A 20,586-nucleotide genomic window follows, 5' to 3' on the forward strand; every position below is an offset into this window, starting at 1 on the left:
TTATGAGCATACAGCTGTCTAATCTTGAACACCTTCCAGGCTATACCATCGTTGAAAGATTGGATGTGGTGTATGGTAGTACCGTACGTTCAAAACATGTCGGTAAAGATATATTCTCAAGTTTAAAGAATATTGTCGGGGGTGAATTAACCGCGTATACCGAGTTACTAGAAGAGTCGCGTCAAGAAGCGATAGACCGTATGTTAGCGAAAGCAGAAGTATTGGGCGCTAATGCTATTGTTGGTATCCGTTTTTCAACGTCTAGTATCGCTCAAGGGGCGTCAGAATTATTTGTCTATGGTACCGCGGTTATCGCAGTGCCTGAAAGCCATGCCTCGCAAGCTTCAGTATCTACGTCTACGCAGGCCGCACCACAAGTACCGCCGTTACCTGTATCAGATAGCGATCATAATGAATTTGATAGCCAATAGTCGAATGAAGCAATCACTTAATGATAGAGTAATGAGATGATGGGAAAGCGCTAAAGTGATGGATGCTATTTTCGACTTTATTGCCAACAATATTATTTTTATCGGTCTGTTTTTTGTGGGCTGGGTATTTGGTCGTTTTAATGAAGGCGATCATATTAAACGATTGGGTATTGCAGAAAAAGAGCTGGGTCATATTATTGTTTCAAGTGAGCGCTTTTATCGTCCTAAAATCGCTGATGAAACACAAGGCGTGTTGGTGATGGGTAGTGTGGTCATTGCTCAAGACTATTTTAAAATGATTATAGCCCGCTTGCTGAATCTGTTTGGCAAAAACCTAACCACCTATGAGTCTTTATTAGACCGTGCACGGCGTGAAGCCATCCTACGCATGAAGCTAGAGGCTCAGTTTATGGGCTATAATCAGATTTATGGGTTACGTTTAGAAGTGACTAGCATCAATCTGACGGGCAGTATGGTAGAAGCTATAGCTTATGGGACTGCGGTTTATACCATCGATAATCCAAACATACCACCGCCATTACCTACTTAAATTTTAGTAACCCACTTATTTAACCTTTAACCTTAGTATTAGTTACATGATTTTTGGATACATGGCTCTTACCTCTCAGTATTAAACCTATCTAAATCCTTTTTCTTGAATTTATCTATACCAACCACGACAGGCAAGCTCAATAAGGAGGTTTGTTCGGTATAGAGCAGGGATTGACCCACAACAACAATAATAAATCCGATGGGATACATCAAAGAGGCTAACGTGGTGGCATATATATTTGGTATCAGCGGTAATAAGAGCGTTAGAACGGTCATAAGCACAATATAGCTCATACCAATCTCTAATCCTGCGATGAAAGCACTGGTAAAAACTGAGCCATTTGAGCGTTTGAGCGTGTGCCGAGCATGAATAAATTGTTCAGTTAAGATGCTGGCATAGCTTTTAGGTTGACTAAAGCTTTCGTCGGAGGCTAAGTCTTTTATGGTATTAAGCTTATTTGAATCCACCTCTTTAAAATCTTCATCTTCTAATGAATTGGTAAGACTAGATTCGTTATCTTCTTTACCTTCTTTAGTATTTTTATAAGCATTACTATCTTTATGTGGGTCTAGGCTTGGGTGTTTATCCTTTGAGATTACCGAATTGGCTTCTTTAAATTCCTGATAGGAATTATCCTCTAAATTGAGATTAGATTTTTGGCTAAGATCTGAGGCTTCAAAAGGAGGATTAGGATTTGACATAAAATAGGTTTGGTTTGTACTCCGAGTGGTGAATAGCAATCGTTAAAACTAGTGCAAATTATAAGTTTTAACTAGATAAGTTTTAACTTGAAATGTTACTTATAAAGCTATCTTAAAAGTATAAAGCTTACTAAGTCTACTATTGTTGATTATTGATTATTGATTATTGATTATTGATTATTAGTTATGGGTTATGAAGCTTCGATGTCACTCCTGTGCAGACGTTTCTTTGATATATAAGTAGAAGGTTTAATAAGACATCGTAGGCTTTAATTACGCTCACCATCTAACAAAATTTCGTCATCTGCGTTAAAATCAATCTAACTAACTTTTAAACTTAAATATTTTTTCTTTAATTTACACACTCATTAACAATAAGACACGTCTACTATGAGCAATTCCAATACAAATAGCAATCTGACAGCATCCATTCAATCAGCACTAAAACAATTAGAAAATGCTTATAACCCAAGTGACGTCGAAGCAGGCATGTATAAAACTTGGGAAGATAAAGGCTATTTTAAGCCGACTTTTGATAGCAAAGACTCCTTCTCAATCGCCTTGCCACCACCAAACATCACGGGTAGCCTGCATATGGGGCATGGCTTTAACAATGCCATTATGGACTCACTCACCCGCTATCACCGCATGCTGGGTGACAATACGCTATGGCAACCGGGCACAGACCACGCAGGAATTGCAACGCAAATGGTCGTTGAGCGCCGTCTAAATGCTCAAGGCATTAAGCGTACAGACCTTAGTCGTGAAGACTTTATAGATAAGGTTTGGGAGTGGAAAGAGGAGTCTGGGGATAATATTACTCGCCAAATCCGTCGTTTAGGCTCATCTGTGGATTGGTCGCGTGAGCGTTTTACCATGGATGATGGGCTATCCAATGCGGTAAAAGAAGTGTTTGTCCGTCTACATGAAGATGGGCTGATTTACCGTGGTAAGCGTTTGGTAAACTGGGATCCTAAGTTCCAAACTGCATTGTCTGACTTAGAAGTTGAAAACCACGATGAAAAAGGCTCGTTATGGCATTTTCGTTATTACTTCACGGATAAATCTGTCAAAACCAATGACGGCAAAGATTATGTGGTAGTAGCCACGACTCGTCCTGAGACTTTATTAGGCGATACGGCGGTGGCGGTTAATCCAAAAGATGAACGTTATACCCATCTGGTGGGCAAAACCATCACTTTACCTATCACTGGTCGTGAAGTGCCTATTGTTGCCGATGACTATGTCGAAAGCGACTTTGGTACGGGTGTGGTGAAGATTACCCCAGCGCATGATTTTAATGACTATGAGCTTGGTCGTCGACATAACACGCCACTGATTAATATTTTTGATAAATATGCACATATCTTGCCTGAAATGCAGATTTACCCGGATTTGCAAACCCGTGACCCAAAGCTTGAGCAAACGCCAGCAGAATACGTTGGTTTAGAGCGCTTTGAAGCTCGTAAACAGTTGGTCGCTCAAGCAAAAGATGAGGGTTGGCTAGAGGACATCGAAGATTATCAACTTAAAGCCCCAAGAGGTGACCGTAGTGGAGTCATCGTTGAGCCTTGGTTAACCGACCAATGGTATGTGGCGGTTGAAGAGCTTGCCAAACCCTCTATCGAAGCGGTAGAAAATGGCGACATTGAGTTTGTACCTGCCCAATACAAAAACATGTATATGGCTTGGATGAACGACCTACAAGACTGGTGTATCAGCCGTCAGCTGTGGTGGGGACATCGTATTCCCGCTTGGTATGACAATGACGACAACATCTATGTTGCCCGTGATGAGGACGAGGTGCGCCGTAAATACAATCTTGACGACAGCATAGAGCTACGTCAGGACGAAGACGTATTAGACACTTGGTTTAGCTCAGGACTATGGACGTTTAGTACGCTTGGTTGGGGTGACCCACAAACGGATAAAAAAGTGCTTGAAACCTTCCACCCTACCAGTGTGCTCGTAACAGGTTTTGACATCATCTTCTTCTGGGTGGCCCGTATGATTATGATGACCATGCACTTTATGAAGAATGAAGATGGCAGCCCACAAGTGCCGTTCGAAAAAGTATACGTGCATGGTCTGGTGCGTGACAGCAACGGGCAAAAAATGTCGAAATCAAAAGGCAACGTGCTTGACCCGATTGATTTGATTGACGGTATCGACCTCGAATCACTGGTCGAAAAACGCACTAGCAACATGATGAACCCGAAAGACGCCAAAAAGATTGAAAAGCAAACCCGCAAAGAATTCCCAGAAGGTATACCTGCCTTTGGTACGGATGCGTTGCGCTTTACCTTCACATCTTTAGCCAGTACGGGGCGTGATATCAACTTTGACCTAAAACGGGTTGAAGGCTATCGTAACTTTGCCAATAAAATCTGGAACGCCAGTCGTTTTGTATTAATGAATTGCGTTGATAAAGTGGAAGAAGGTGAAGAGGCGACTGCATTACCTATCGACCAAAGCGCCAGTCCTGACGTTTGGGAATTGCCTGAAAAATGGATTATGAGTCGCCTTAACTCGACCATCAGCAACATCCATCAGCATTTTGCCCAATATCGCCTCGATATGGTCAGCCAAGACATTTACGAGTTTATCTGGAATGAATATTGTGATTGGTATGTGGAACTTGCCAAAGCGAGTCTTAATGACGACTCGGTGAGCGACGAGCGCAAGGCGCAAATTCGCTACGTGCTACTCAACGTATTAGAGACTGCGCTACGATTTACCCATCCGATTATGCCGTATCTGACCGAAGAAATTTGGCAGACTATTGCGCCACTGCTTGACCGTAAAAACACCGACAGCATCGTGATTGCCGACTATCCACAAGCGGACAACAGCCAAATCAACGAGCAGGTCGAAGCCGACATGGAATGGCTACAAGCGCTTATTGCTGGCGTGCGTAACATCCGCGGTGAGATGAAGCTGGGTAATGCGGTGCGCTTGCCTGTGTTACTTGAGAATATCACTCAGGATGAAACCGACAGCTTAAACCGTATCGAAAACCAATTTAAAGCGCTTGCCAAAGTCGAGAGTTTGACTATTGTCAATGAAGGTGATGACGTTCCTCTATCGTCTTCAAGTATGGTCGGGCAACTGCGTATTTTAGTCCCAATGAAAGGGCTAATTGACCCGACTGCCGAGCTGGCACGTTTGGGTAAAGCGCAAGAAAAACTGCAAAAACAAGCCGACGGTATCGAACGCAAACTCGGTAATGAAGGCTTTGTGAGTAAAGCCCCTGCGGAGGTTGTTGAAGGAGAGAAGACGAAGCTAGAGGAACTGCAAGGTCAGCTTAAAGTGATGAGTGAGCAGATGGCGCAGTTAGAGGCATTGTAAAAGAGCCTAAACGAAAAGCAAAAGCCTAAAGAGCATAGCCTCAGCACCGAGAAGTTATAACCATTGAAATATGCGGAGCATAACCCTGCTTTTCTTTAATGGCTAAGCTCGGCGCTCGTCCCTCGCGCAAAAGAAAGCATAACGCAATAAGCCACCATTTTTATGGTGGCTTTTATATGGTTTTAAATTAATTTAAATAGTGGTATAAGTAGAGTTAATTGCTAATATATAAGATTCAAAGATGTTCAAAGACTTTATTAACTCTATCAAAGAAGAATTCATTCACCGAGATAGTTTATGGGCGAACCTTTGCCATAGTATAAAAGTCGCCATACTTATTGGTCTAATTCCTGCATTTTATTGGTTTAAAGGGGGTTTGTATTATGCGATTGCTGCATTAATTATTGTTAGCGTATTAGTTCTATTTTATTTATTTGCTTATTTTAGTCTGTGGCATGACTTTGATGAATGGGATTAGAGGGGGATGGGATAAGTTACTTTAAAGCAGTATTCAAGCAAGTATCACTGCTACAATCGGGACAAAACCGAACCTTCAAGCTTGGTTATGCAACTGCTTATCTCAGTACAGATGAAAGGTCTAATTGACCCCACTGCCGAGTTAAACCGTCTTACTAAAGCGCAAGAAAAACTATAAAAGAGTTTGCATAATGAGTTATAAAAATATAAAAGCTGGTAACAAGATTAAAGGAATGAAAAGTGATTGGCTTTTAAGTCAAAAAATAGGTAAAGGAGGCAATGGATTAGTTTGGTCAGCTTTGAAAGAGGGTTCAGTTTCAGAAAAAATAGCTATTAAATTTGTTAAGTGTTCAAGTGACTACCAGAAGGCAAGGTTTGAAAGAGAAGTTACTACACAATCAAGCTTTACTCATAAATCAATTGTTCCTATTTATGAGTATCATACATCTGGAAAGAATTGCTGGTTCTCAATGCCTATTTGCAGTTCTGCCTCCATGCTATTAGAAGGTAAAAACGCAACGGAAATATGTGATGAATATTTGAATATTGTATCAGCTGTAAAATATATTCATAATAAAAACATGGCTCATAGAGATATTAAACCTGACAACATACTCAGTTTAGATGAAAACCTCGTTTTAGCAGATTTTGGTTTAATTTCCACACCCCTAAAGTCTAGAGATAGGCGTATTACTAAAGTCAAAAGTAAAGTTGGTAATTTTGCAACAATAGCTCCTGAGTTAAGGTTCATCAAAAATATTAAGGCTGACTTTAGGCCAGCGGACATTTATTCTTTAGCTGTTACATTATGGATGCTGCTGAATAGGGACAATAATGGATTTGATGGACAATATGCCAGCTCAGCTAAAAATAAAATGGAAAAGGTTTTAGAGGATGAAAAGCTCGAGTTAAAAGACTTGCACAACCTACTTGAGAAAGCTACAGAAAATAATCCTAAGCTAAGACCAAGCATTGAAGAGTTTGAAGAAAAACTAAGAAAATGGATAGAAGAGACTAAAGACTTTGCTGTTCTTATATCATCAAAATGGACAAATCTTCAAGAGGAAATAAATCCATACAATTCTCATTATTTATTATTTAACGATGTAGATGCTATTATTTCTATCTTAAACAAAATTGTTCGAAATGACACAGCTGTCCATCATTGCTTCTTACCTAGAATAGGTGGATTAGATTTGATTAAAGCTGAGGTTAAGGAAAATAGAGAAGTAAGGTTATCTATGAATGGTGGCTCTAACTATGACTGTCTTCCAAAAGCATTGCATTACGTCAATTATCAATACAAGCCTTCAGAAAGTTATTTTTTTCTTGAAACAAAACCAATTGAAAGACCTATTAATTCAGTACTATATAAAGACAATAATGTAATAGACTATACAGAGTTTGCAAATGGTGATCTTACCTTTGCTGAAATACATAACAATAGTATTTGGCAAGGTAGGTATATTTTTGGCGATACTATAAGTGTTACAAGGGTATATGAAGGTAGTTTTCTTTTTGTCTTCAGGCATTCTTTATACAATTCATTTGGGCCAGCATATGATGCTAGACATTCAAAAATGGGGTTCGAAAGGTTCCAAAGTTATTATCCAAAACCCTATTCTGAAGTACATATTTCACCTGAACCACCACAGTTTCTAGAAAATGATAGTAGTTGGGAAAATGACCCAGAATTTTATATATATTTAAATTCGCTAAACGTACCAAAAATATTTTCACTCTTAGAAAAATGGCCTATTGAAAAAATGGATAAGGATAATGAATGGGGGATTATTGGTTCAGGAAGTCTGTTTGAATACGCTATAGAACATATATCTTTAGATTTTGGTTTCTTAAAAGAACTGTGTTATGAAGAATTATTAGAGCTAGTTTGCATAATGTATCTAGGTAGAGATACATATGGTAAGAGAACTACATCAGAGATATGGAATCTTCATTTGAGTTATATGAAAAATGAATCATATGAGGAGTTAATAAGAGTTATTGAAGATAAAATGCCTTCTGCCACCAAAGAGTATATTAGTCAGGGTTTGAAGTCGTTGGGAGCTGAGCAAACTGACTATTGAAACTAACGATAAAATATATGTTTCTAAAGAGCTTTTATATGAATACAAGGAGCGCTATAAATCTAACCATCGAATAACGCCTACCTATAAGCAATCGCAACATTGACGATACCACGCTAATAATCCTTATGTTCACACGCCAAAGCCCAATTGAGATGGACATCAGTTGCTTTGTCTTGGACGCAGCGGGCAAACTGATCAATGATGATTACATGGTGTTTTATAATTAGCCAACTTCGCCTTGCAAGCAAATAAGAGCTTAAACGATCAGCTCAACTCTTCTTACGTTTTTCATTTTGCAGCGGATAGACCAACTGCGCCATAAAACCTTCAGGTACTTTTGTATTTGATGTCGTCCCATACTTTTTGGGTAGGTGAGCGGGCAGATGAGCGGTTTTGAATATCACATCATAAATGGGTAAAAATGCGGCAAAGTTTTTATCCCATGCTTCTTTTTCTGACGAATGATGCCAATGATGGAACTCTGGCGTTGCCAATACCCAGCGAAAATAGGGAAAACGGAAACGGACGTTGGCATGAATAAAAATGGCATGAAAAGAGATGAATACCAAATAAGCATAGGTTGCCGCGGGAGAAAAGCCCATAAACAATAACGGTATATAACCCATAAATCGGTTCACAATCAGCTCAAACACATGCACCCGACTCGCTGCCAGCCAGTCCATTTGATGCGAAGAATGATGCACCGCATGGATGCGCCATAAAAACGGGACTTCGTGCATCGTGCGATGAATCCAATAACTAAAGAAATCCACCACAATTAGAATTTCTATAAATTGCAGCACTAAAGGCTGACCGCTGACGAGCTGATGCCAAGTGGGATTAAGCCACTGGTTAAATAACATTTGTGCAGGAATGATGGTAAAAAAACTGAGTAGCTGAATACCCAAATGGCTAAACATAAAGTATTTAATATCGGTTACCCAGCCAGATCGTAGCAGCTTTTGCTCTTTATACTTAGCATAAAACCGCTCCATCGGAATAAACACCAATGCGGAAATTAACAGGGTCAAAATAAAATAGTCTAAGCCTGCATACACACTACGGTCGTAGTAATTGGGTTCAATCTGTCCTGAGGCGAGCAGGGCGGCAAGGGCATTGAGTAACATACCCGCCATGCCCCACCGTTTAGATGGATTACGCAGTAGGCTAATGACACCTGAGCCAAAGCCAATAACGATACTGGCAAATAACACGCCTCGTAAAATATTTGCATCGTATAAGGGTCTAAAATCTGGCGTGGTGAGCAGATTAGGGAATAAAAAACACAGCGCAGTAAGCGAGGTAAGGATACCTAAAGCCAGGGCAATAAAGGCGGACACCTGCCCTAATCCTTTTTTTATTTCACGGTCTTCTAGATGTTTGCGCAGTAATTTGCTCATAGGTTTAATCTGTTAATGCAATTAGAATTCAATTTAGCATTGTTTAGCAAAAATTATCAAATTAATTACCTATATTACTCGATAAATTATGCATGATTCACTCTACATATCGTTAGTTATGTTATAGCCGATAAATAAAAAAAACCGTTACAGCAATAAGCCGTAACGGTTTTTTAATATATATTAATCATCAATAAAGAGACAATATATCGAGTTATGCCTATATCTAGCACAACTTATCTAGCACAACTTATAAAGGTACAAACTATGAAACCATTAAAACTAATGTTTGCATTAATCGTAACCAGCTCACTTTTCTTAACCGCTTGTACCGTAACTGGTCTGGTAGGCGCAACCACTGGCTTTTAACGCTAAAATCAATCCTCACCCGCCTGACGGTTGCAAAACTGAAACCAAAAAAAATATATTGGCTATAATCTTAGTTTAGACTAGGCAGCGAAAAATCCATCACTAACCTAATAAAGCTAATGATAGTAGGCGCATAAGAGTAAATAATAACTCGCCTTATCTGTTGTAATTCAAGTCGAGGTGCACCGTGTTTAATAAATAAACCTGACCATGATGTTCTGTCAGATGGCATTTGGTCTGTCATTCTATGGCGTGATGATTGTGCTCACGCCTTTCTTTTTGGATCGGCTACAGTACAGTGAAGCGGACACGCTGCTCGTTATTGGTGCTTTTGGTGCCGTAGGGACGTTGTTTTCTATCGCGGGCGGGGTTATAGGCGACAGGCTTTTAGGGGCGTATCGTTCGCTGACCATAGGCTATGCAGCTTTTACTTTGGGTTATGTACTGCTTATGCTTAGTGCAGTAGATATCAATGTGTCGTTGAGTCTTATGGGAATTGCCTTAGTAAGTTATGGTCGCGGTTTGATGTCGCCTAATTATCCAACCTTGTTTCAGACTACCTTTGGCTCTCAAGAAGACTTTGAAAAGGTTTATCCCATTAACTACTCGGTAAATAACGTCGGTGCCTTCTTAGGTCAGTATGTGTTTCCGTTTTTGACGCTCATTATCGCTTATAAAGGCAATTTTATGCTGGCGGCGATTATGTGTGGATTGGGCGTGTTGTCCTTATTGATTATGCGTAAACCTTTTGTGGCAGGCGCAGATGAAATTGACCGAACCAAAGTGCCAGTGCAAAACTGGTTAAAGTTCGCAGGATTAAGCGCGTTAATGATTGCGGTTGTGTTCTATATGTTTACCGATATGAATACCGGTCAATATATTGTCTATGCGATTAGTGCTGCAGCCATTGCTTATTTTATTTATTTGATGCTCAAAGCGCCTCACTCAACCAAGCTGCGAATGGGTACCATTTTAATCATGATATTTTTGACCATCGCTTTCTTTGTTTATTATGGTCAAATGATGACCTCAATGAATATCGTGGCGATTAATACCATGCGCGGGGATATCTTTGGCTTTATTCCGATTCAGCCTGAGGGGTCGTTGGTCATGAACCCATTATGGTGTGCAGTAGTGGGTCCGATGATTGCCTTTATTACCAATTGCTTAGAGAAACGTGACATATTTCTTAGTACGCCAACCAAAGTTGGTATTGCGTTTATAGCGACAACCACCGCTTTTGCTATATTTACGGTATCAATCTTGAATATTGGTACCGATGTGGTGCTGCGTCCTGAAGTGTTCTTAATAGTTCATTTCTTCCAAGCATTCGCTGAAGTGATTGTGGGGAGCCTAGTAGTGGCTTATATACTTTCTGTAGCACCAAAAAAGATTTCCAGCTTCTCAGTCAGCTTATTTATGGTGGCTATGGCAGTAAGCGGTATCATCGGTGCGGTATTCTCTACCAATATTGCTTTGGAAAAAGGACAGGAGTTAACCCAAGCCCTAGCGGTAGAAAGCTATGGTGGATTTTTTATGCTGCTCACAGTGTTTGCTGCAGGTATTACGGTAGTGGCCTTTATCGCTTCTTTTATTATCAAAAAAATGCTTAAAGCGGCAGATGAATGGGATTAAAAGCACCCTAATTGATAAGCTGCTTTAAGACATAACTCTTCAATTCAAGCTTAAAAAAACACCCCGTTACAGGGGTGTTAATGTGCCTCAAAAACTATGACCTAAGATGTTTACTGCGCATAAAAGGGATCTAACATCTCTTTAGTGGGGATGGTACTGTCTATCTTTTTGAACACATCAGATTCGATACGGCCAAGTTTTGACCATTCTACTCGGTTGGTCTTTAAATCTATCAAGTAGATGGAATAATAACTGCCAGGTGGACGGTTTATAAGCGCGCCTGCAATAGGAGAGGTGGAGGCGGCTGTCATTCGCAAACCAAAGGACTGTTTGTTGGCGGTGGCTAAAATAACAAATACTTTGTCAGACTGCTGAGCTTGACGAATCTTTTGAATACTTGCTGTATCCAATCCAAGTGGCCATTGGTATAAAGTAGCTGGATTTTCTTTACTAACTTTATCAGACTCTTTTAATGCTTTATAAAGATCGATATAGGCTTGATTGGTTTCAGCGTCGTTCGTATTACTGGTGCTTAGAATAGGGTAGGTAGAGTTTAGAATCTCATCAGCGTCTTCATCCATGAGGATGTCCATGCTTGTTAACTCTTGCTCTGACATGGCGCCGCAAATCAATGGACTTTCAGTATTAACAATATTGACCCCTTTTTCGCTTAATCTTTCTTCTAGGGTTTTAGCTATTGCAACAGAAAGTGCTTCAGAACTTTGATATCTTATATCATCTTTACCAAGTTCAATCCATAGAACACAGCCATCACTTAAAATACTGACTGGCTGAGTTTGTAACGATTGTTTGGTAACATCATAAGCGGAGCGCGCTTCTGGGCTAAGGCTTTTTGTTGCACAGCCACTTACCGTCGCTATAGCGGCTAGTGCTAAGGGTAAGATTAAGAACTTAGGGCGGGTGTTAGGCATCATGAACATTCACTATCCTTTTGAATTAATAAAAATATTAACCCCCTGAAGATAATAGGGTCTTTAGGTGATAACAGACTAATTATGCCTCTGTCGACCTTTATGCACAAGATTTTTTGAATATAACCTTTAATATAACCTTTAATATAACTTTGAATATAGTTTTCAATAGAATATTGGCACTACGTCAGCTAAAACAATATAAATTTCATTGAGGATCTGTTATGCAAATACTAGATATGGAGACTGTCCAGCAGCAACTTACTATGCCCATGGCGCTTGAAGCGATTGAAGAAATAGTAACCATTCAATATGAAAACCCTAGCTGGGTTAAAACCCCCGAGCGTCTGGTTATCCCTACGCATGAAAACAACAAACAAAACACAGCAGGAACACATTTGTCCATGCCCTCGGTGGTTTTTGATGGCGAACACGAATATGCCGTGGTCAAATTGGTTACTATTTGTCCAGATAATCCTAAGCGTAATTTACCCACCACTGTGGCGACTATTACGGTTTCGGATACAGCCACTGGCGATACGTTGGCATTCATGGATGGTATCTGTATCACACAAGTGCGCACGGCGGCTTTATCAGGGGTCGCTACCAAATATATGGCAAAGCTTGATAGCAAAATTGTCGCTGTAGTAGGCACGGGCGGCATGGCCTATGAGCAACTCAATGCCGTATTGACAGTATGTCCTCATATTGAAGAGGTCACCTAATGGAATCGAACCACTGATACAGCGCATAAGTTTAAAGAAAAGTTTACGCAAGATTATCCAGATTGGGACGTCAAGATAACCGTTTGTGAGTCCATGGAGACTGCCATAGAAGACGCTGATATTATAAATCTTGCGACACGGGCTGATACGGGATTGTTTGAAGTAGACCAAATCAAGGCCAATGTCCATATCAATGCCGTGGGCGCCTATCAGCCAAGTATGAAAGAGGTTAGCGATTCGATAATTGATAAAGCAGCGTACGTAGTCATTGATGACTTAGAAGGCGGTAAACACGAAGCTGGTGATCTCATACAAGCGCATGATAATGAGGATTGTCAGTGGCAATGGCGTAAGCTTAGTGGACAGTTGATGGATTTAGTCTCAGGCCGCCTAACAGTTGATAATAAATCGCAGAACAAGGGAATAACATTGTTCAAGTCAGTAGGCGCTGCAAGCTTTGATGCTGCTGTAGCATTAAAAATAGCGCAAGCGGCTAAGCAGTATAATATTGGGGTAACAGCAGCGTTGTAATTTAAGTTTATCCAATTTGAGAATATGAATGAGTTAGATGTAGATATGACAAAACCGAATACCTCAGAGTCGAACAATTCAGAGTCAAACATGTCAGAGTCAAACATGTTAGACAAAAATCAGCATCGTCATACCGGCAATATCAATCAGTCCAAGTACGCACATATGCGCTGGATCTATTTGATATTAGGATGGGTGTTCTTTGTGTTAGGGGTAATTGGTGCGGTGCTACCAGTGATGCCAACGGCACCTTTTGTGCTGTTAGCAGCGGCGTGTTGGGCTCGCGGTTCGGAGCGGTTTTATTTATGGTTAATTAATCATGAGCATATGGGTAAGTACGTTAGGGATTGGGAAGAGCGCCGAGCCGTGCCAAAGCGAGGCAAATTGCTGGCAAGTGTCATGATGACCATATCAGGTACCATGCTTTTTTTCACAGTACCTGATGAGCAAATATGGGTTGCGTGGACGGTCGCTTTGATTTGTTTTAGCGTCGGTGTGTATCTCTGGCGCTTGCCTAATGCATAGCTTAAAAACGCAGGTTAGTTTTAATGCTTTTTACCTTTTTATTACCTACTTTACTTATTAGTTCTCTACTTTTAGTTTTCTATTTCTAGAAGCTGTTTTCTTTAGGTTGTTTTCTATAAGTTACCTTTTATAAGTTACCTTTTATAAGTTACCTTTTATAAGTTACTTTTTATAAGTTACTTTTTATAAGTTACTTTTTATAAGTTACTTTTTATAAGTTACTTTTTATAAGTTACTTTCTATAAGTTACTTTCTATAGGCTATTTAGGTGGCTTATCTAATTTCACCACCAGCACATCACAAGGCACGTTCGGCAAAATGCAGTCCGCCGTAGCGCCGTTAATCCAAGCTGAGATACCGTGGCGTTCGTGACGTCCGATAATGACTAGATCCACGTCATTTTTATGGCTGTAATTAATAATGCCTTCGCTATTGGAGATTGCGGTAGCAACTTGCTGAGACTCACAGTCTAGGCCATTACGCTGCATAAATACGCCAAGCTCTTGCCGCGCATCTTTACAACGCTCGTCGTCAATCTCATCATATAAGCTGGCTGCGGGAACCATCTCATAGCCAAAGCCTACGACCGTATCTTTGATGATGTGGAGTACCGAAAGCTTGGCGTCTTCTTGACGAGAATGAATATATTTTGCTTTTTGCGCAACTATATCAGCGTCTGACCTTAGATCGGTGACCAACAATATATGACGATAACTCATTACAATACCTTTAAATGTTCAGTTGTTTGATAGCGTTAATGTGTAGGCTACATGACACATAAAGCAATCAGGTAAACCTTTACTTATACAGGCGACTTATAAATTATATAAGCGGCATAAATTTACTACAGCAAATAATCCTTTAGCAGATCGACTAAATGTTGCTTTATCTCATATTAGCATAGTCTTATTTTAAAGATAATGCAGAGTTATAGATTATTTGAGTGTTCAACAGACCCAAATCTTATTTTTATTTTAAAATAGTGCTTGCTTTATCATTGTAAGCCACCTATACTACGCTCCTGCTTAAGAGAAGCCCGCAGCAAATCATTACCTCGTAGTATTAGCATTAATCCTCCGTTTTAAGATTTACCGTAGTTGCTCAAAGCGTTACCCGACCAAATCGGTCATTATTTTTTAAAATAGGATGATTCATATGTCAGATACTATCAAAGGTACAGTAAAGTGGTTTAACGAAGCTAAAGGTTTTGGCTTTATCGCTCCAGAAACTGGTCCAGACGTTTTCGCTCATTACAGCGAAATCCAAAGCTCAGGTTTCAAAACCTTAGCGGAAGGCCAAGAAGTTGAGTTCACCGTAACTCAAGGTGCTAAAGGCCCACAAGCCCACGGTATCACTGCTGTTTAATCAGCAAAGACAGCTTAAAGTGATTGTAAATGATTGAACCACTTTAACTCAGTCAAAAAAAACGAGCCTAGGGCTCGTTTTTTTGTTTTTATATATGAATAATTGGTATAAATGCACACACATACCGACTAGGCTGTTATCATATAACGTTATCAAATCTTCACACTCACTCTATATCCCATCGTGTTTAGCAAAGTATCAGTATGCCCAAAGATCTAAAAACAGTCTTAAACCCAAAGACAATTGCACTTCGTAGTGTGGTTTTTCTATTGACGTTGGCTATTTTTGTGTTGGCGATCAAAGTGCTATACGGACTCACTCAATCTATAAAGTTTTCAGACGTATTGATGGCTATTGAACAGATTCCAACCATCAATATCATAGGGGCAGTCCTTGTGGTGGCTTTTGGCTATTTAATTCTAACTTTGTATGATGCGATTGCTTTTAAGCAAATGAAGATTGAATTGCCCTTTCGCAAGATCGCACTAACCTCGTTTACCGCTTATGCCATCGGCCATACCATAGGGTTAGCCATATTGTCAGCGACAGGTGTGCGCTATCGAATGTATAGGGTGAATAAAATCCGTCCTGAAAATATCGCAAATGTGGTGTGGTTGGTGTCTATGGCATTTACCTTTGGTATCACCACTTTAGTAGCGCTTTCTTTGGCCATCAATCCGCAAGCAACCGTTACCATGATGGCTCAGCTTGATCTACAGTTGGCTGAGGTTTCGGCAGGAATACCTAGTTTTTTACATAGTGTCGGTGTCATTCGTGGAATAGGACTGAGCTTACTGGCGCTGGTGATCGTGATTGTTGTTTGGTCTGGCTCAAACGGGCGGCATTTAGAATTCGGTAGATGGCGTTTTGATCTGCCGCCTGCCTCGATTTTGATAAAACAAATTGTTATTTCAATTATAGATTTAGCCAGTGTTGCTTTTGTGCTGTATTTACTATTACCGCACGGGGTAGAGGGTGCAAGCTACTTTGCGGTATTTTCAGCGTTTGTTCAGTCAATGATCTTAGCTATCCTAAGTCACGTACCAGGCGGGCTTGGAGTATTTGAGTTAACGATGATTGCCTCATTACCCCAAGTTGATAAAGTGTATATGGTGGCTGTATTATTGGTATTTAGGCTGCTGTACTATATCTTGCCATTTTTATTGGCAGTGCTCTTTTTTATCATGCATGAAATCTGGTTACGCTGGTTTCGCACTGAGACTGACAGCAGCGAGCCTATCAAAGATATTAATCTTAAAAAGTAGCTACATCAGGATATAAATAGCAGTTTCTTCAAAGCTACTTTTTTAAGGTTTAGATAATAGTAAAAATTATTGTTGCAACGTTTGCGTACTGTGATTGCCATCTTCAGTTTGAGCAATAGGAACAGCAGGACTAAACTGCTCTGAATCAGGCGATACGCCTTTTTGTGCGTGTTCTTCTTTTAGTGATGCAGCCACTTCAGGCGGCATATAGTTTTCATCATGTTTGGCCAATACTTCACTGGCGACAAATACCTCACCTTGCATCTTACCGGTGGCAACGACACCAGAGTTTTCCGCGAATAGGTCAGGCAAAATACCTTGATAGCTGACAGGAACAGACTCGTTAAAGTCCGTAATGGCAAATTGCACTTTTAGATCATCATTAGGGTCACGTTGTACACTGTCTTTTACCACCATACCCCCTGCACGGATACGTTTGTCCTGAGGGGCTTCACCAGCTGCAATAGCAGTAGGGTCGAAGTAGTAATCAGTTTGCTGACCAATAGCATAAATGACTAAAACGACAGCGACAATAGCACCTGCTAACGTTGCGGCAACCCAAATTAGTTTTTTTCGACGGACAGCATTCATAGTCTTGCCTATATCTCTTTATCAAAATTTTATTAAAAGTGGTTATGGTTAAGTCATGATGTGGTTATAAGGTCAAACACAACTGGCCAAACATTTAAATCTCTCTATGTTTACATAGCGCTTTGTTAAGGTAGAACTTTGTTCAGTTAGTTATGTAATTAGATGGCTATATAATATATAGATTGAGCCATGTGATTGATTATCAATAGTTTATAGTCAAAGAACTACTAAACGGTTACAGCGTTAACCTCGCTAAGCCTACATGAGTAGTACTTGCACTCGGTTGCCTTGTAACCATTTAGACTTCTTTGATTATAAATAATAACTACCGCGTCTTTTTAAAAAGCCGTCTATTCAAAAGGCGAATTAAACGTCTACCTAATTTCAATTTTTCAAAATTCAGTGTGTCCGAAATATCAGTGTCAAATCCTAGTATTCAAAATGTCGGTGTTTCAAAATTCCAGTATTACTGTGAGGTAGTGCTCAGTATATATTGTGATATTAATCGGCTGATCTTTTAGACTCGGATAGTCATCTGCGCCTAATCTATTTACGCTTAATGGCTTTTGAGCGCTGTTGTTGACGCGCATGTTGTGTTTTGAGTTCCTTTAGAAGACGGCGGCGTTGAGTTAAGCTAAATAAAATAAAACCAAGCACTGCAAATATGGTTACACCCCATGTGCTCCAAACGTAGACCCCATGTTCGCCCATGGCTAAAAACTCTTGAAAGCTGTAAAAATAGGGCTGCATGTTTTCACTCCTCTTTGCTGGTTGGCTAGGTTCTGAGTAGATGGTCTAATAATTTCGTTGTAGCGCCATTTAGATATCTAAGCTAACTTCATAAATTCATGACTAATTTTAACTGCTAATTTAAGCCGTTAGTTTGAGCGACAGTTTATAAAGCTACTAATCTTAAAAACTGTAATTCATAACAGCTACTAGCTTGAGCTGCGAACATATTCTTTTACCCATGCTTTGTTTTGATCACGGCGTAAAATAAGCGTGTTGGTTCGATAAATGGCCAATGCTGCAATTAAAAAGTATGTGCCCAGAATCATCAGCAATAGAGGCGCTAACATATCTATGGACATTTTTGGGGCTTCGGTAATGGTTAAGGTAGTGCCTTGATGTAGTGTATTCCACCAGTTAACCGAGTACTTAATAATAGGTAAGTTTACGGCACCGACTACCGATAATATGGCAGCAGCTTTACCTCTATTTGGAGTATGTTCAAACGCGGCAAATAATGCCATCACGCCTGCATATAAGAAAGCTAAAATTAGCATGGAGGTGAGCCGTGCGTCCCACACCCAAAAAGTCCCCCAAGTAGGTTTCGCCCATATTGAACCAGTAAGCAAACTTATAATACAAAGAATAAATCCAATAGGTGCAATAGCTTGAGCAACTAAGTTGGCGGTTTTTATTCGCCAAACCAAAAATACAACGCCCAGTACCGCTAAGGCAAAATAAATAGATAAGGCGATGCTAGCAGCAGGCACGTGGATAAATATAATTCGGTAGCTATTGCCTTGTAGGTAATCGGGCGGGGCAAATGCCAGTCCCCAGATACTACCAACAATAAGCATAATGGCCGCAATGATAGCCAACCATTTTACCCAAGGGGAAAATATCCGAAAAAACTCACGCGTGCCGACAGTGGTCAAAAACCCTTGCCATAGGCGGGAGAAAAATCCAGAATTTGAACTTGATTTAGCATTTGGCATAATGGAACGACCTTGTAAGCCACAATATGTGCAAAAACAGTGCTGGTTTACTTAAGCACTCAGATCAATAACTCAGATCAATAAGAAATTAGTTTATTTAGGTACAGTCAGCGATCTACTAAACAATTACGGTGTTAATCTTGCTATTCTGACAAACGTGGTATTTGCTCTCGGTTGCCTTGTAAACATTTAAGACTTCTTTGATTAAAGCATACCGCTATAGGGAATTAATAAGTGACTTTACGTTTCATTTAGCCAGCTATCTATAAGTTGGCTATATATAATAATAAGACACGATTATTGAATAGCTGGTGTATAGCACTATGCTATTACTATTATAGCAAATATTTGACTTAATTTAGCCATGCCATTTTAAGGGTCATGGCAATCGCCCAAGGCATAATGAGCACCGACATAATACTACCAGCAGCCAGTAGCGCTAAAATAGGAAGCCCGTTTAGACCCGTTGCATACAAATCAACAGCGCCTGTTGCAAATATAAGTACTGGCAGCTGCATTGGTAAGGCGATGAGCGGTACTAAAACCGCGCCATTTTTAAGTGATAAGGTTAAGCTGCTGGCAATTGCAGATAGCATTAATAACATGGGGCTACCCACTAATATTGAGACCATTAAGGCACCGGCCTCACCCCATGTCAGCCCAAATAAGGGTACAGCAAGTAAGCTTAATAAAGCCACCAGTCCACTACTAAAGATCCAGTGAATCGTAAGACGAATAAGTACCCACAGAGGTATCGACGTTCGGGAGACCACAAGCTGTGCCAAGGTGCCATTATCCATCGCGGGTTTAAATAACCCATCAACACCCATGACTAAAGATAATAGTGCTGCTATCCATACCGCAGGCACGCCCAGTCGCTGCAATAACTGTGGCTCACTACCTGCAGCTAATGGAAATAAAGTAATGATAACCAAAAATAAAACCAAAGGATATAGCCATTGCACCGCCCCTTGCTGCTTAACTTGCCATTCACGGCGCCACAGCTGACCCCCACTTATCCCCAAAGAGGCGGTAGCGATGAGATCAGAACTAGGATTAGAAGTGTCTGTATTTGGAGTCATTAATTTATCCCTTCATCAGTGGACTGATAAAGATCTGATATCTTATCCTTAAGCGCTGCATCCTGCGAACAATCAGGTAGATAACCATTTAGATAATCATTTAGATAATTAGGTAGATAATTGGATAAATTTAATGATTTATTAGCAACTGCAACGGGCTGATGACTGGTCATTAATACCGCACCGCCATTATTTACGTACTGCTGTAGTCTTTGTTGCAGCCTGGCGACCATACCTACATCAAGCGCCGTAAATGGCTCGTCTAATAACCATAAAGGAGTGTGTTCTGAATTCATTAAATACAGTCGAGCCAAAGTAACGCGCCGAGTTTGACCCGCTGAGAGCTGATTACTACCCATATGTTCAAAACCCGTCAAATCTACCCAGTCTAGTGCACGCTCGATATCTTCAGAAGATGGGTCAACACCATATATATTTAATAAAAAAGTAAGGTTCTGCTCAACAGTCAAGCTAGGATGAATACCCAGCTGGTGGGAGACATATAAAGGGGCAATAGGAAGGATAGGCTGCTCTAAATAAAACACCTCTCCCTCAAGAAGCGGCAATAAGCCTGCAAGCTGCATCAATAGGGTGGTTTTACCAGTACCATTTGCGCCGATTAGATGACAAATTTCACCAGACTGTAATATTAAATCAACCTCTTCACACAACGGAAAATCACCACGCTGAATGGTTACTTTGTTTAGTTCTAAGACAGTGAGATTGGATGCGGTTAGCTTAGAGGGTATTAATTCAGATGGTTTGAAGCTAGTAGTTAACATATTGGCTCTAATCTAAATATATCCATTATTTAAAATGGTATAAGGCGGTTATTAAGAGTC

18 protein-coding genes and 1 pseudogene are annotated in these 20,586 nt (G+C 40.2%); 10 read left to right on the top strand and 9 right to left on the bottom strand.

Annotated features, from left to right (window positions below; genetic code table 11):
* Nucleotides 1–2 precede the first annotated feature (2 nt).
* Both AC21OH_RS12205 and AC21OH_RS12210 read left to right on the top strand, forming a co-directional pair.
* The gene (locus AC21OH_RS12205; RefSeq protein WP_487370121.1) at nt 3–431 is read left to right on the top strand and encodes a YbjQ family protein; all 429 of its coding nucleotides are present in this window, start codon (nt 3–5) and stop codon (nt 429–431) included.
* A 58-nt stretch (nt 432–489) separates the two neighbouring features.
* Nucleotides 490–981, top strand: a complete 492-nt coding sequence (locus AC21OH_RS12210; protein ID WP_486535058.1) for a YbjQ family protein — start codon at nt 490–492, stop codon at nt 979–981.
* A 68-nt stretch (nt 982–1,049) separates the two neighbouring features.
* Here the strand turns inward: AC21OH_RS12210 and AC21OH_RS12215 are convergent, their stop codons facing one another.
* Nucleotides 1,050–1,685 (bottom strand): formate/nitrite transporter family protein, encoded by a 636-nt coding sequence (locus AC21OH_RS12215; RefSeq protein ID WP_487370120.1) that lies wholly within the window; start codon nt 1,683–1,685, stop codon nt 1,050–1,052.
* A 390-nt stretch (nt 1,686–2,075) separates the two neighbouring features.
* Between AC21OH_RS12215 and AC21OH_RS12220 the strand changes: the two genes are divergently transcribed.
* From AC21OH_RS12220 to AC21OH_RS12230, 3 genes are all read left to right on the top strand, one after another.
* Entirely contained in the window at nt 2,076–5,033 is a 2,958-nt protein-coding gene (locus AC21OH_RS12220) for a valine--tRNA ligase (RefSeq protein ID WP_487370119.1), read from the top strand.
* Between the two features lie 241 nt (nt 5,034–5,274).
* Nucleotides 5,275–5,511, top strand: coding sequence for a hypothetical protein (locus tag AC21OH_RS12225; protein WP_487370118.1), 237 nt, complete (start codon nt 5,275–5,277; stop codon nt 5,509–5,511).
* 190 nt (nt 5,512–5,701) lie between these two features.
* Nucleotides 5,702–7,597, top strand: coding sequence for a protein kinase domain-containing protein (locus AC21OH_RS12230; protein WP_487370117.1), 1,896 nt, complete (start codon nt 5,702–5,704; stop codon nt 7,595–7,597).
* A 272-nt stretch (nt 7,598–7,869) separates the two neighbouring features.
* On the opposite strand, the gene AC21OH_RS12235 is transcribed toward AC21OH_RS12230, so the two are convergent.
* Entirely contained in the window at nt 7,870–9,000 is a 1,131-nt protein-coding gene (locus AC21OH_RS12235; RefSeq protein WP_487370116.1) for a sterol desaturase family protein, read from the bottom strand.
* A 579-nt stretch (nt 9,001–9,579) separates the two neighbouring features.
* On the opposite strand from AC21OH_RS12235, the gene AC21OH_RS12240 reads away from it, so the two are divergent.
* Nucleotides 9,580–11,004, top strand: a complete 1,425-nt coding sequence (locus tag AC21OH_RS12240; RefSeq protein ID WP_487370115.1) for a peptide MFS transporter — start codon at nt 9,580–9,582, stop codon at nt 11,002–11,004.
* A 110-nt stretch (nt 11,005–11,114) separates the two neighbouring features.
* Here AC21OH_RS12240 and AC21OH_RS12245 read toward each other — a convergent pair whose 3' ends face one another.
* Nucleotides 11,115–11,939, bottom strand: coding sequence for a hypothetical protein (locus AC21OH_RS12245; RefSeq protein ID WP_487370114.1), 825 nt, complete (start codon nt 11,937–11,939; stop codon nt 11,115–11,117).
* A 269-nt stretch (nt 11,940–12,208) separates the two neighbouring features.
* On the opposite strand from AC21OH_RS12245, the pseudogene AC21OH_RS12250 reads away from it, so the two are divergent.
* Together AC21OH_RS12250 and AC21OH_RS12255 are read left to right on the top strand one after the other, a co-directional pair.
* Nucleotides 12,209–13,192: pseudogene (locus tag AC21OH_RS12250) on the top strand (ornithine cyclodeaminase family protein).
* Nucleotides 13,193–13,237: 45 nt separating this feature from the next.
* Complete coding sequence (locus AC21OH_RS12255) at nt 13,238–13,717, top strand: YbaN family protein (RefSeq protein WP_486536714.1); 480 nt, start codon at nt 13,238–13,240, stop codon at nt 13,715–13,717.
* Between the two features lie 260 nt (nt 13,718–13,977).
* Here AC21OH_RS12255 and AC21OH_RS12260 read toward each other — a convergent pair whose 3' ends face one another.
* Complete coding sequence (locus AC21OH_RS12260) at nt 13,978–14,436, bottom strand: universal stress protein (RefSeq protein WP_487370113.1); 459 nt, start codon at nt 14,434–14,436, stop codon at nt 13,978–13,980.
* Nucleotides 14,437–14,872: 436 nt separating this feature from the next.
* On the opposite strand from AC21OH_RS12260, the gene AC21OH_RS12265 reads away from it, so the two are divergent.
* The gene (locus tag AC21OH_RS12265) at nt 14,873–15,082 is read left to right on the top strand and encodes a cold-shock protein (RefSeq protein ID WP_486536716.1); all 210 of its coding nucleotides are present in this window, start codon (nt 14,873–14,875) and stop codon (nt 15,080–15,082) included.
* A gap of 203 nt (nt 15,083–15,285) precedes the next feature.
* On the top strand, nt 15,286–16,347 hold the full coding sequence (locus AC21OH_RS12270; RefSeq protein WP_487370112.1) for a putative bifunctional lysylphosphatidylglycerol flippase/synthetase: 1,062 nt from the start codon (nt 15,286–15,288) through the stop codon (nt 16,345–16,347).
* Nucleotides 16,348–16,413: 66 nt separating this feature from the next.
* On the opposite strand, the gene ccmE is transcribed toward AC21OH_RS12270, so the two are convergent.
* The 5 genes from ccmE to ccmA form a co-directional block, all read right to left on the bottom strand.
* Complete coding sequence (gene ccmE / locus AC21OH_RS12275) at nt 16,414–16,938, bottom strand: cytochrome c maturation protein CcmE (protein ID WP_486536718.1); 525 nt, start codon at nt 16,936–16,938, stop codon at nt 16,414–16,416.
* Between the two features lie 546 nt (nt 16,939–17,484).
* Entirely contained in the window at nt 17,485–17,688 is a 204-nt protein-coding gene (gene ccmD, locus AC21OH_RS12280) for a heme exporter protein CcmD (protein ID WP_486536719.1), read from the bottom strand.
* 188 nt (nt 17,689–17,876) lie between these two features.
* Nucleotides 17,877–18,662 carry a heme ABC transporter permease CcmC gene (gene ccmC, locus AC21OH_RS12285; RefSeq protein ID WP_486536720.1) on the bottom strand — a complete coding sequence of 262 codons (786 nt, stop codon included), beginning with the start codon at nt 18,660–18,662 and terminating at the stop codon, nt 17,877–17,879.
* Between the two features lie 353 nt (nt 18,663–19,015).
* Nucleotides 19,016–19,744: a heme exporter protein CcmB gene (locus AC21OH_RS12290; RefSeq protein WP_487370111.1), complete on the bottom strand. Its 729-nt coding sequence runs from the start codon at nt 19,742–19,744 to the stop codon at nt 19,016–19,018.
* Entirely contained in the window at nt 19,744–20,526 is a 783-nt protein-coding gene (gene ccmA, locus AC21OH_RS12295) for a heme ABC exporter ATP-binding protein CcmA (protein WP_487370110.1), read from the bottom strand. Before ccmA ends, AC21OH_RS12290 begins: the two co-directional genes overlap by 1 nt.
* Nucleotides 20,527–20,586 lie beyond the last annotated feature (60 nt).

The sequence above is a fragment of the Psychrobacter sp. CX10 genome (genome assembly GCF_057621575.2).

Coding starts and splice junctions, on each gene's coding strand:
- ccmC (WP_486536720.1), bottom strand. CDS start 18,662: ATGCCAAATGCTAAATCAAGTTCAAATTCTGGATTTTTCTCCCGCCTA.
- ccmA (WP_487370110.1), bottom strand. CDS start 20,526: ATGTTAACTACTAGCTTCAAACCATCTGAATTAATACCCTCTAAGCTA.
- AC21OH_RS12215 (WP_487370120.1), bottom strand. CDS start 1,685: ATGTCAAATCCTAATCCTCCTTTTGAAGCCTCAGATCTTAGCCAAAAA.
- ccmE (WP_486536718.1), bottom strand. CDS start 16,938: ATGAATGCTGTCCGTCGAAAAAAACTAATTTGGGTTGCCGCAACGTTA.
- AC21OH_RS12225 (WP_487370118.1), top strand. CDS start 5,275: ATGTTCAAAGACTTTATTAACTCTATCAAAGAAGAATTCATTCACCGA.
- AC21OH_RS12270 (WP_487370112.1), top strand. CDS start 15,286: ATGCCCAAAGATCTAAAAACAGTCTTAAACCCAAAGACAATTGCACTT.
- AC21OH_RS12205 (WP_487370121.1), top strand. CDS start 3: ATGAGCATACAGCTGTCTAATCTTGAACACCTTCCAGGCTATACCATC.
- AC21OH_RS12230 (WP_487370117.1), top strand. CDS start 5,702: ATGAGTTATAAAAATATAAAAGCTGGTAACAAGATTAAAGGAATGAAA.
- AC21OH_RS12290 (WP_487370111.1), bottom strand. CDS start 19,744: ATGACTCCAAATACAGACACTTCTAATCCTAGTTCTGATCTCATCGCT.
- AC21OH_RS12235 (WP_487370116.1), bottom strand. CDS start 9,000: ATGAGCAAATTACTGCGCAAACATCTAGAAGACCGTGAAATAAAAAAA.
- ccmD (WP_486536719.1), bottom strand. CDS start 17,688: ATGCAGCCCTATTTTTACAGCTTTCAAGAGTTTTTAGCCATGGGCGAA.
- AC21OH_RS12245 (WP_487370114.1), bottom strand. CDS start 11,939: ATGATGCCTAACACCCGCCCTAAGTTCTTAATCTTACCCTTAGCACTA.
- AC21OH_RS12220 (WP_487370119.1), top strand. CDS start 2,076: ATGAGCAATTCCAATACAAATAGCAATCTGACAGCATCCATTCAATCA.
- AC21OH_RS12210 (WP_486535058.1), top strand. CDS start 490: ATGGATGCTATTTTCGACTTTATTGCCAACAATATTATTTTTATCGGT.
- AC21OH_RS12255 (WP_486536714.1), top strand. CDS start 13,238: ATGACAAAACCGAATACCTCAGAGTCGAACAATTCAGAGTCAAACATG.
- AC21OH_RS12265 (WP_486536716.1), top strand. CDS start 14,873: ATGTCAGATACTATCAAAGGTACAGTAAAGTGGTTTAACGAAGCTAAA.
- AC21OH_RS12260 (WP_487370113.1), bottom strand. CDS start 14,436: ATGAGTTATCGTCATATATTGTTGGTCACCGATCTAAGGTCAGACGCT.
- AC21OH_RS12240 (WP_487370115.1), top strand. CDS start 9,580: ATGATGTTCTGTCAGATGGCATTTGGTCTGTCATTCTATGGCGTGATG.